This is a genomic window from Micromonospora sp. ZG13, from assembly GCF_059359355.1.
This window is the reverse complement of the sequence record NZ_JCADBQ010000013.1, coordinates 165,079-175,644: the sequence shown is the minus strand read 5'-3', so window position 1 is coordinate 175,644 and position 10,566 is coordinate 165,079. Positions and strand designations below refer to the sequence as shown.

10 protein-coding genes are annotated in these 10,566 nt (G+C 73.4%); 5 read left to right on the top strand and 5 right to left on the bottom strand.

The window, feature by feature from the left end:
* Positions 1 to 570 precede the first annotated feature (570 nt).
* Positions 571 to 1,857 (bottom strand): tyrosine--tRNA ligase, encoded by a 1,287-nt coding sequence (gene tyrS, locus AC5L34_RS23615; RefSeq protein WP_494827013.1) that lies wholly within the window; start codon positions 1,855 to 1,857, stop codon positions 571 to 573.
* Positions 1,858 to 1,940: 83 nt separating this feature from the next.
* Here tyrS and AC5L34_RS23610 point away from each other — a divergent pair, with 83 nt between their 5' ends.
* A complete protein-coding gene (locus tag AC5L34_RS23610; RefSeq protein ID WP_441177326.1) occupies positions 1,941 to 2,348 on the top strand; it encodes a PaaI family thioesterase in 408 nt (135 codons plus the stop codon).
* A gap of 4 nt (positions 2,349 to 2,352) precedes the next feature.
* Here the strand turns inward: AC5L34_RS23610 and AC5L34_RS23605 are convergent, their stop codons facing one another.
* From AC5L34_RS23605 to AC5L34_RS23595, 3 genes are all read right to left on the bottom strand, one after another.
* Positions 2,353 to 3,672 (bottom strand): hemolysin family protein, encoded by a 1,320-nt coding sequence (locus tag AC5L34_RS23605; protein ID WP_363902511.1) that lies wholly within the window; start codon positions 3,670 to 3,672, stop codon positions 2,353 to 2,355.
* A 131-nt stretch (positions 3,673 to 3,803) separates the two neighbouring features.
* Positions 3,804 to 4,448 carry a hypothetical protein gene (locus AC5L34_RS23600; protein ID WP_441177318.1) on the bottom strand — a complete coding sequence of 215 codons (645 nt, stop codon included), beginning with the start codon at positions 4,446 to 4,448 and terminating at the stop codon, positions 3,804 to 3,806.
* 52 nt (positions 4,449 to 4,500) lie between these two features.
* Positions 4,501 to 4,983 carry a GNAT family N-acetyltransferase gene (locus AC5L34_RS23595; RefSeq protein WP_441177317.1) on the bottom strand — a complete coding sequence of 161 codons (483 nt, stop codon included), beginning with the start codon at positions 4,981 to 4,983 and terminating at the stop codon, positions 4,501 to 4,503.
* Positions 4,984 to 5,125: 142 nt separating this feature from the next.
* On the opposite strand from AC5L34_RS23595, the gene AC5L34_RS23590 reads away from it, so the two are divergent.
* The 4 genes from AC5L34_RS23590 (at position 5,126) to pflA (ending at position 9,831) form a co-directional block, all read left to right on the top strand.
* Positions 5,126 to 5,635, top strand: coding sequence for a hypothetical protein (locus tag AC5L34_RS23590; RefSeq protein ID WP_494827015.1), 510 nt, complete (start codon positions 5,126 to 5,128; stop codon positions 5,633 to 5,635).
* Positions 5,636 to 5,762: 127 nt separating this feature from the next.
* Complete coding sequence (locus tag AC5L34_RS23585) at positions 5,763 to 6,773, top strand: alcohol dehydrogenase catalytic domain-containing protein (protein WP_089000918.1); 1,011 nt, start codon at positions 5,763 to 5,765, stop codon at positions 6,771 to 6,773.
* Positions 6,774 to 6,841: 68 nt separating this feature from the next.
* The gene (gene pflB, locus AC5L34_RS23580; RefSeq protein ID WP_494826997.1) at positions 6,842 to 9,085 is read left to right on the top strand and encodes a formate C-acetyltransferase; all 2,244 of its coding nucleotides are present in this window, start codon (positions 6,842 to 6,844) and stop codon (positions 9,083 to 9,085) included.
* The gene (gene pflA / locus AC5L34_RS23575; RefSeq protein ID WP_250101252.1) at positions 9,082 to 9,831 is read left to right on the top strand and encodes a pyruvate formate-lyase-activating protein; all 750 of its coding nucleotides are present in this window, start codon (positions 9,082 to 9,084) and stop codon (positions 9,829 to 9,831) included. The genes pflB and pflA overlap by 4 nt, the downstream gene beginning before the upstream one ends.
* A gap of 80 nt (positions 9,832 to 9,911) precedes the next feature.
* On the opposite strand, the gene AC5L34_RS23570 is transcribed toward pflA, so the two are convergent.
* Entirely contained in the window at positions 9,912 to 10,388 is a 477-nt protein-coding gene (locus tag AC5L34_RS23570; RefSeq protein WP_441177314.1) for a cyclic nucleotide-binding domain-containing protein, read from the bottom strand.
* Positions 10,389 to 10,566: the final 178 nt, after the last annotated feature.

The following is a 10,566-nucleotide window of genomic DNA, read 5'->3' as shown; positions in this document are numbered from 1 at the left end:
CCAGTCCAGGGGTATAAATCATTTTGGCACTGGCTTATCAAGCACCCTGTTGAGTTCTCAAAGAACAACCACACACCGCCCGGAAACCCCACACCGTGGAGCCCCCGACCCGGGGCATTTCGTTCGCGTCCCCGCCGCTTCCCGCGCCGGGCACTCTTACTACGTTACCCGGTGACTTCCGCCGCGTCAAACCGCTTCGCAGCGATCCGCACCACTTCAATCCCATTTCCGGGCACCACCCGACAACGGCTCGCGCCGTTCCCAACAGTGGTTTCCGACAGGCCGGCCGCCGCGGTCTCCCGCGAACTCGCCCGGTTCCCTACCGGCGATGAACCATACCCGGTCGGCTGCGCCTCACCAAATCCGCCTTCCGGCGGACCTGGGGCACCGCCCGGTCCGGACACCGGCGAGTCATCACACCGCCGGCCCGAAGCTCATTGCCGCGCCCGGCCTCCGGTGCATTTGCCCCGGTTAGTCCGTTCCGCGCTGGCAGAGAGAAAGTTACGCCCCCGGCGGATCGATCGTCAAATCCGCCGGGGGCGTCCCGCGTCACACGGTTCCTTCGTACGGTCAGCCGCGCAGCTCGACCCCGGCGAACGACCGCTTTCCGCGGCGCAGCACCAGGTACCGACCGTGCAGCAGGTCCCCGGGGCCCACGGTGGCGTCGGTCTCGGTGACCCGGGTGTTGTTCACGTAGGCGCCGCCCTCGGCGATCACCCGCCGTGCCTCCTTGAGGCTCGGCACCAGCCCGGAGGCGCGCAGCAGGCCGGCGACGTCGGGCAGCTCGTCGAGATGGACGAGACCCGCCTCGCTCAGCGCGGCGCGCAGCGTCGCCGGCGCGAGGTCGTCCAGCGAGCCGCGGCCGAAGAGCGCCTGGCTCGCGGCCACCACCTGCGCCATCTCGCGCTCGCCGTGCACGAGGGTGGTCAGCTCCTCGGCGAGCGCCCGCTGCGCCGCCCGGGCCGCGGGCCGCTCGGCGGTCTCCTTCTCCAACGCCTCCAGCTCCTCGCGGGAACGGAAGCTGAAGTAGCGCAGGTAGCGGCTCACGTCCCGGTCCTCGACGTTGACCCAGAACTGGTAGAAGGCGTACGGGCTGGTCATCTCGGGGTCGAGCCAGATGGCGCCGCCCTCGGTCTTGCCGAACTTCGTACCGTCGGACTTCGTCACCAGCGGCGTGGTGAACGCCTGCACCGGGCCGGCGCCCCGCCGGCGGATGTAGTCGACGCCGGCGGTGATGTTGCCCCACTGGTCCGAGCCGCCGAACTGGAGCTGGCAGCCGTGCCGACGGTGCAGCTCGAAGAAGTCGTTGGCCTGGAGCAGCTGGTAGCTGAACTCGGTGAAGCTGATGCCGCTCTCGAGCCGCGCCCGGACCACCTCCCGGGCCAGCATCTTGTTGACCGGGAAGTGCTTGCCGACGTCGCGGAGGAACTCGACCACCGACATCTCGCCGGTCCAGTCCAGGTTGTTGACCAGTTGGGCCGCGTTCTCCCCCTCGTACGAGACGAAGGGGGCGAGCTGATCGCGGATCCGGGCCACCCAGCCGGCGACCACCTCGGGTGGGTTGAGGGTGCGCTCGGCGCTCTCCTTCGGGTCACCGATCTGACCGGTGGCGCCGCCGACGAGCAGCAGCGGGCGGTGCCCGGCGAGCTGGAGCCGACGCGCCGTGGCGACCTGCATGAGGTGGCCGACGTGCAGGCTCGACGCGGTCGGGTCGAAGCCCACGTAGTAGGCGGTGACACCGCCGTCGAGGAGCGTCCGCAACTCGTCGAGGTCGGTGGAGTCCTGGATCAGGCCCCGCCACCGCAGGTCATCGGTCAGGGAGTCCCGCCCGGGCGGCGGGAGGCTGCTGTCGGTCACGGTCACCGATTCTCCCCCATGACCGGGGACGCGACGTAGCGGGTTTGCCGGGCGGGCCGGCGGCGTAGGCTGGCGGCGCCGTGATCGAGAAGGGAAACGCCGTGGAGATGCCGGATCTGACGGGTGGCTTCGTCGCCCTGCTCGGCCTCGAACTCGACGAGGTGGGCGGCGACCGGGTGGTGATCCGTTGGCAGGTCCGCCCCGAGCTGCACCAGCCGTTCGGGATCCAGCACGGCGGCGTCTACTGCTCGGTGGCCGAGACCGCCGCCAGCATCGGCGGGGCCCTGTGGCTGGGCGAGCGGGGACGCGTCGTGGGCGTGTCGAACCAGACCGACTTCCTGCGCGCGGTACGCGACGGCGAGCTGACCGCTGTGGGCACGCCCGTGCACCGGGGGCGCAGCCAGCAGCTCTGGCAGGTGGAGATCACCGATGCCGACGCCCGGCTCGTGGCCCGGGGCCAGGTCCGGTTGCAGAACCTCTATCCGGCCTGACCGTTCAGCTACGGGCCTCGTCCAGCACGGCCTCGGTCTCGTCGGGCGCGGGCTCGGCACGCCGGCGCAGTCGTACCCCGGTGATGGCGCGGTGGTCGATGCGGGCGACCTCCAGCTCCCAGCCGTCGACGACGACGCTCTCCCCCGCCACGGTGGGGATGTGGCCGAGGCAGGCGAGCACGAGACCGGCGATGGTGGTGTAGTCGCCGCCGGGGCGGCCCGGCAGCTCGACGCCGACGTCGGCCAGGTCGTGCACGGGGAAGGTGCCGGGGAGCCACATCGTGCCGTCCGGCTCGGTGCGTACGGAGCGCACGTCCCGGTCGGTCTCGTCGTAGATCTCCCCGACGATCTCCTCCAGGATGTCCTCCAGGGTGACGATCCCGTCGACCGCGCCCCGTTCGTCCACCACCAGGGCGATGTGCTGGCGTTCGGCCTTGAACTGCCGCAACGCGTCCACCACCGGCAGGGAGTCCGGCAACAGCATCGGCGGGCGGGCGCACTCGTCGACCGGCCGGTCCTCGGGGACGCCGACCAGGTCACGCAGGTGGATCACGCCGACCGCGTCGTCGAGGCCGCCGTGGCGCACCACCGGCGCCCGGGAGTGGCCGGTGGCCGCCAGCAACAGCCGCGCGGCCTCCGCCGTGGTCCCGCTGTCGAGCGTGAAGACCTGCAACCGGGGTACGAGCACCGCCCGCAGCTGCCGGTCGGCGATCTCCACGGCGCCGGCGATGATGGTGCGCTGCTCCTTGGTGAAGCCGTGGTTGCCGGAGACGATGTCCCGCAGCTCGTCGGGGCCGATCTCGTCGGGCTCGTGCTTGGGATTGAGGCCGACGAGGCGTACGACCAGGTCGCTGGTGGCGCCGAGCGCCCAGACGGCCGGCCGGGTCACGGAGGCGAGCAGGTCCAGCGGGCGGGCCACCAGCAGCGCCCACCGCTCGGCCGCCTGCATGGCGATCCGCTTCGGAGCCAGCTCGCCGAAGACAAGGGTGACGAAGGTCAACGCGAGGGTGACCACCACGATCGCGACGGTCTCGGCGGCGCCGCCGAGCGCGCTGAGCAGCGGCACCAGGGGCTTGGCCAGCGACACCGCCGCCGCGGCCGACGCCAGGAAGCCGGCGAGGGTGATGCCGATCTGGATGGTGGCCAGGAAGCGGTTCGGGTCCTTGGCGAGGCGGGCCAGCACCCGGCCGGCCCGGCTGGTGCGTTCCAACCGCTGGATCTGGCTGTCCCGCAGCGAGACCAGCGCCATCTCGCTGCCGGCGAAGACCGCGTTGAGGACGACCAGGACACCGACCAGGGCCAGTTGGGTCCAGATGCTCTGCACTCCCGGCTCTCCTCACGCGGGACCGGTGCCCGCCGGCACGACGGGCACCGCCGGCCGAAGGTCACGGCCGGCGTAGGCCAGTCTGTGCCCACCGGGCCGGCCGGCGAACCCTCCTGCGGCGCAGGATGTGATCAGGCGCGCCCGGCGACCGGCGGGGCGGGCAGGTCGAGGACGTACGAGCGGCCCTCGGGGCGGAAGCCGAGCCGGTGGTAGTACGGGGCGACCATGCCGGGCGGGGTGACGACCCGGCGGAATCCCCGGTCGGTGAAGAGGCTGCTGCGCCGGTAGACGAACTCGCCCGGGGTGAAGTCCCGGAACCGCCGGGTGACGTAGTCGAGGTCGACCTGTGCCACGCCGTCCGCCGCCGCGTGCGACAGCACCACGCCGACCACCTCGTCGGCGCGCACCACCAGGAAGGCGGAGCGTTCGGCGGCGCTGCCGGGGGGCCAGCGGAAGCCGGGATTGAACCGGGCGATGTCGGCGGCGTGCACCTTCAGCGTGTGGGCCAGGAACTGGTCGTCGACCCCCACCTCCACCACCTGGTAGGTGGCCTCGTCGTGGCGGGTGGCGAGCATGGCCCGCAGGTACCAGACGTTGATCACGGCGAGTACGACGTTCAGCCCCACCATGGGCCAGACCTGCACGGCGGCGTTGTAGCCGATCAGGATCAGGCAGCCGACCAGGTTCAGGGCACGCAGCCGGAGGATGCGCGTCTGCAGCAGCGACCAGACCAGCAGCGCCGAGCCGGTCCAGCCGATCAGTTCCAGCCAGTTCACGCCGCGAGAGTAGTGGGCGCCCCGAGCCGGCGGGCCGGCGGGCGGCGGCGGGTCAGTCCGCGGCGAGCTCCAGCACCCACTCCTCCACCTCGGCGCCCCGGCCGTCGGCGTACGCCTTGTCCTCGCCGATGACGACGAAGCCGCACTTGCGCAGCACGGCGAGCGAGGCCCGGTTGTCCTTGGCGGCGCGGGCGTGCACGGGCCGCGCGGGCAGCTCGCGCAGCAGCGCGGTGAGCGCGGCGGTGGCGTAGCCCCGGCCCCAGCGGCGCGGGTCGATCCAGTAGCTGACCTCGGTGCGCTCGTCGACGGGGAAGGCGGCCACATGGCCCACGACCTCGCCGTCGACGACCGCCGTGCGGGCGACGATGCGCTCGTCGGCGCGCACGCGGCGCCAGTGCGCGTCGAAGCGCTCCCGGTCGGTCGGGTCCTTCGGCCCGAAGGCCGCCATCCAGTTGGCCTCGACGTCCTGCTCGTGGCTGAAGAAGGCGGGCAGGTCTTCGTCGCGGACGGGACGCAGGCGCAGGTCGGCGGTCATCGCCCGAGGATAGGGCCCGGGTGCGACACGTCCGGGACCTCCGGCCCGGTCGGTGCCCCTTCGGCCCTGCCGTGGGTGGCTGCCGCGTTGCTACCAACGAGGAGGGACGAGGTTCCCGGCGGAAGCGGAGGAGGCCGGCACCATGACCAAGTACGTCTACGACTTCATCGAAGGCGACCGGAGCAGGGCAGACCTGCTCGGCGGCAAGGGCGCCGACCTGGCCGAGATGACCCGGGGCTGCCGGTGCCGCCCGGCCCGCGGCGCCACGCCCGCGCCCGGGCGGCCACCGGCGCCCCCCGTGCCGGTGGGACCGGTGTTGGAGCTGCCGGGCACGCCCACGGCCGCGCTGGTGCCGGTGACTCACCGGGGCCGTCCGGTCGGCGCGTTCGTCCTGCACGACGGTCGGGTCCGCTACCGTCCCGTGTTCGACCCGGACCGCCTGCTCGGCGCGACCGTCGGTGTGCTCGCCGTCGGTCTGGTCGCCGCCGCGGTGGCGGCGCGGGGCCGGCGCCGGCCGCCGGCGATCGGCGCGCTCACCATGGGACCGGGCGGATGGGTCAGCCTCAGGGGCCTGCCCGCCCCGACGCCACGCGCCCCCCGTCCGTGGTGGGCCCGCGTCCTGCGCGCCCGCCGGCTGGTGATCGAACGCTGAGCCCGGCGGAGGACCTGCCGACAGGGGTCGGAGGTCCCGGGCCGGGACGGTCCTGAGCCTCTGCCTGGCCCCGGCCCCGGCCCGCACGATGGTTGGTGGAAGCGAGACAAGAGCTGGGAGGCCCCCGATGCGAGCCACGGTCGTCACCGCGTTCGATCGTCCGCTGGAGATCTTCGACGTGCCGGTGCCGGAGCCCGGCCCCGGCCAGGTGCTGGTCCGGATCGAGGCCAGCGGGCTGTGCCACACCGACATCCACGCCGCCCGCGGGGACTGGCCGGTCAAGCCGAACCCGCCCTTCGTCCCCGGCCACGAGGGGGTCGGCATCGTCGAGCGGGTCGGCCCCGACGTCACCGAGCACGCCGTCGGCGACCGGGTCGCGCTGCCCTGGCTCGGCTGGGCCTGCGGCACCTGCGAGTACTGCGTCAGCGGTTGGGAGACGTTGTGCGAGTCGCAGCGCAACACCGGCTACGCGATCGACGGCGCGCACGCCGAGTACGCCCTCGCGTCGGCCCGCTACGCCGTCCGGGTGCCGGCCGGCGTCGACCCGGTGGAGGCGGCCCCGCTGACCTGCGCGGGCGTGACCACGTACAAGGCCGTCCGGGTGGCCGGGGTGCGGCCCGGCGAGCGGGTGGCGATCTTCGGCATCGGCGGGCTCGGGCACCTCGCGCAGCAGTACGCCCAGCTGCACGGCGCCGAGACCGTGGCCGTGGACGTCACCGGGGAGAAGCTGGACCTGGCCACCTCCCTCGGCGCGACGCACACGGTCGACGCGTCCCGGGTCGACCCGGTCGAGGCGATCACCGCCCTCGGCGGCGTCGACGTGGCGGTCGTGCTGGCCGCCAGCCCGACCGTGATCGCGCAGGCGCACGCCTGCCTGCGTCGCGGCGGCCGGCTGGTGCTGGTCTCGCTGCCGAAGGACAACACGATGAGCCTGCCGGTCTTCGAGACCGTCCTCAAGGGGATCACCGTGATCGGCTCGATCGTCGGCACCCGCGCCGACCTGGCGGAGGTGTTCCGCCTGCACTCGGCCGGCCGCACCCGGGTCGTGCACGAGGTGCGCAAGCTCGACGAGATCAACGAGGCGATGGAGGACGTGCTCGCCGGGCGGGTCGCCGCCCGGCTGGTGCTCCAGCCCTGACCCGCCCGCCCGGCCGCCGCGACCACGGCGGCCGGGCCTCACCCACCGGCGCTCGGAAGGGACCGATCATGGCCGCGAAACAGCACCTGGACCCGTGGCGGGGCTTCGCCGCCGGCACCTGGCGGGAGTCCGTCGACGTGGCGGACTTCATCCGGCGCCACCACGAGCCGTACACCGGGGACGGGTCGTTCCTCACCGGGCCGACCGACCGGACCCTGGCGGTCTGGGGGGCGTTGCAGGAGCTCTTCGTCGCCGAGCGCCGCCGGGGCGTGCTCGACGTGGACGCCGCCACCCCGTCGACGATCACGTCGCACGGTCCCGGGTACATCGACCGGGAGAGGGAACTGATCGTCGGCCTCCAGACCGACGCGCCGCTGCGGCGGGCGATCATGCCCGCCGGCGGGCTCCGGATGGTCGAGGCCGCCCTCGAGGCGTACGGCTTCACGCCGGACCCCGTCGTGCACCGGATCTTCACCACGTACCGCAAGACCCACAACGACGCGGTCTTCGACGCGTACCCGGCCGACGTGCTGGCGGCCCGCCGCTCGCACGTCATCACCGGGCTGCCGGACGCGTACGGTCGCGGGCGGATCATCGGCGACTACCGGCGGGTGGCCCTGTACGGGGTGGACCGGCTCGTCGCCGAGCGCCGGGCGCTGAAGGCGGCGCTGGACGCGCGGCCGTCGGCCGACGACGTGATCCGGGAGCGGGAGGAACTGGCCGAGCAGGCCCGGGCCTTCGGCGAACTGAAGGAGATGGCCGCCGGCTACGGCTTCGACGTCTCCGTGCCCGCCGCCACCGCCCGACAGGCCGTGCAGTGGTTGTACTTCGCGTACCTGGCGGCCACGAAGGAGCAGAACGGGGCCGCGATGTCGCTGGGGCGCACCGCGACCTTCCTCGACGTCTACCTGCGGCGGGACCTGGCCGAGGGCCGGCTGACGGAGACGACCGCCCAGGAACTGGTCGACGACTTCGTGATCAAGCTGCGGATCATCCGGTTCCTGCGCACCCCCGAGTACGACCAGCTCTTCTCCGGCGACCCGACGTGGGTGACCGAGTCGCTGGGCGGGATGGGCGCCGACGGCCGGCCGCTGGTGACCCGGACCAGCTTCCGCTACCTGCAGACCCTGTACAACCTGGGCCCGGCGCCGGAGCCGAACCTGACCGTGCTCTGGTCGCCGCGACTGCCGGAGGGGTTCAAGCGGTTCTGCGCGCAGGTGTCGCTGGACACCAGCGCCATCCAGTACGAGAACGACGACCTGATCCGCCCGGCGTACGACGACGACACCGCGATCGCCTGCTGCGTGTCGGCGATGCGGGTGGGCCGCGACATGCAGTTCTTCGGTGCCCGGGCCAACCTCGCCAAGGCGCTGCTCTACGCGATCAACGGCGGCCGCGACGAGCTGACCGGCGAGCAGGTGGCGCCGGCCGCGCCGCCGGTCGGCGGGGAGGTCCTCGACCACGCCGAGGTGCTGGCCGCGTACGACCGGACGCTGGACTGGCTGGCCGAGACGTACGTGGACGCGCTGAACGTCATCCACCACATGCACGACCGGTACGCGTACGAGCGGCTGGAGATGGCGCTGCACGACCACCCGGTGCGCCGGTTCATGGCCACCGGCATCGCCGGCCTGTCGGTCGCGGTGGACAGCCTCGCGGCGATCCGGTACGGCCGGGTGAAGGTGCTGCGCGACGCCACCGGCCTGGCCGTCGACTACGTCGTCGAGGGCGATCCCCCGACCTTCGGCAACAACGACGACCGGGCCGACGAGATCGCCGTGTGGCTCGTGGAGACGTTCGCGGAGAAGCTGCGCCGGCAGCGCACCTACCGCGACGCCGAGCTGACGCTGTCGGTGCTGACCATCACCTCCAACGTGGTGTACGGCCGGCACACCGGCGGCACCCCCGACGGGCGGCGAGCCGGCGAGCCGTTCGCCCCCGGCGCGAACCCGATGAACGGGCGGGACACGCACGGCCTCGTCGCGGCGGCGCTGTCGGTGGCGAAGCTGCCGTACGACGCCGCCCGCGACGGCATCTCACTGACCGGCACGGTCACCCCGGACGGGCTGGGCCACACCCGCGAGGAGCGGATCACCAACCTGGCCGGGGTGCTCGACGGGTACGCCGACGCGGGCGGGTTCCACCTCAACGTCAACGTGCTCGACCGGGCGACGCTGCTCGACGCGATGGCCCACCCCGAGCGGTACCCGCAGCTGACCGTGCGGGTGTCCGGGTACGCGGTCAACTTCGTCCGGCTCACCCCCGAGCAGCAGCGCGACGTGGTGTCCCGCACGTTCCACGGCGCGCTGTGAGCACCGCCGAGCGGGAGCTGACCGGGGCCGTGCACTCCTTCGACCTGTCGATCGGGGTGGACGGCCCCGGCACCCGGTTCGTGGCCTTTCTCGCCGGGTGCCCGCTGCGCTGCCGCTACTGCCACAGCCCGGACACCTGGTACCGGCGCAGCGGCCAGCGCCGGAGCGTCGACGAGCTGGTCGCCGAGATCGAGCGGTACCGGCGGTTCATCACGGTCGCCGGCGGCGGGGTGACGCTCAGCGGCGGGGAGCCGTTGCAGCAGCCCCGGTTCACCGGGGAGGTGCTGCGCCGCTGCCACGAGCTGGGCCTGCACACCGCCCTGGACACGTCCGGCTTCCTGGGCGAGCGCGCCGACGACGCCCTGCTCGACGCCACCGACCTGGTGCTGCTGGACGTCAAGTCGTGGGATCCGGCGACGTACCGGGCCGTGACCGGCACGGGCGAGGTCGCGCCGACGCTGCGGTTCGGCCGCCGGCTGGCGGACCGGGGCACCCCGGTCTGGATCCGCTTCGTGCTGGTGCCGGGGCTCACCGACGCCGTGCCCAACGTCGCCGGGGTGGCGGACTTCGCGGCCTCGCTCGCCACGGTCGAGCGGGTGGAGGTGCTGCCGTTCCACCGCCTCGGGGCGCACAAGTACGCGGAGCTGGGGCTGCGGTTCCCCCTCGCCGACACCGAGCCGCCCACGCCGGAGCTGCTGGAGCGGGTCCGTGGGCAGTTCGCGGCGCGCGGCCTGACGGTCTGCTGAGCGGGGCACGACCCGACGGTGCGCAGCGGCGGGGCGACGGGAGCGCGGGCGGCGGGCGGTGACGGCGCGGGCCCGGCGGATCAGCCGGCGGGCGAGGCATCCACCGGGTAGCCGTACAGGTCGAGCAGCCGGCCCCGGGCCGCGTGCAGCCGGTCGACCACCACGCTCATGAAGCGGGTGGTGAGCTGTCGGCCGAACGCGTCGTCGGACTCCATCAGGCGGCGCACCCCCTCGGCGGTGAACTCCACCGCCGTACTGCGTTGGGCGGCCACCGCCCCGAACTGCCAGCGGTACGGCGGGAACAGCCACGACCAGCCCAGCACCCCGCCCGGGCCGATGGTCTCGATCTCCACGTCGCCCCGGCCGGGCACCGCGAAGTCGAGCGCCACCCGACCGCCGCGCACCAGCCAGAAACGTTCGGCGGGCTGGTCGGCCCGGAACAGCCGGTATCCGGGGTGCCAGACCACCGGCCGGGCGTGGCCGGCGAGCCGGGGCAGCCACGGCTCGGGCAGCCCGGCGAGGAACGGGTGCGCGCGCAGCACGTCCAGGGTGGTCATGCGGTGCCCCTTTCGTGGGGCGGGCCGGCGGTCGCCGGTGCCCGCGACGGGTCGTTCCGGCTCCCCATTGGACCGCGCGGCGGGTGCGGGCGGCAGGGCCGTTGGTCCCGGGTCGCGCGGGCGCAACTCCCCTGGCGGGTGTCGCGCGAGGGGGCGAGGGTGGAATCGGCAGGGTGCG

Excerpts from the sequence above, each read along its gene's own strand:
- AC5L34_RS23570 (WP_441177314.1), bottom strand. The coding sequence starts at position 10,388 with ATGACCACCCTGGACGTGCTGCGCGCGCACCCGTTCCTCGCCGGGCTG.
- pflB (WP_494826997.1), top strand. The coding sequence starts at position 6,842 with ATGGCCGCGAAACAGCACCTGGACCCGTGGCGGGGCTTCGCCGCCGGC.
- AC5L34_RS23590 (WP_494827015.1), top strand. The coding sequence starts at position 5,126 with ATGACCAAGTACGTCTACGACTTCATCGAAGGCGACCGGAGCAGGGCA.
- AC5L34_RS23595 (WP_441177317.1), bottom strand. The coding sequence starts at position 4,983 with ATGACCGCCGACCTGCGCCTGCGTCCCGTCCGCGACGAAGACCTGCCC.
- AC5L34_RS23585 (WP_089000918.1), top strand. The coding sequence starts at position 5,763 with ATGCGAGCCACGGTCGTCACCGCGTTCGATCGTCCGCTGGAGATCTTC.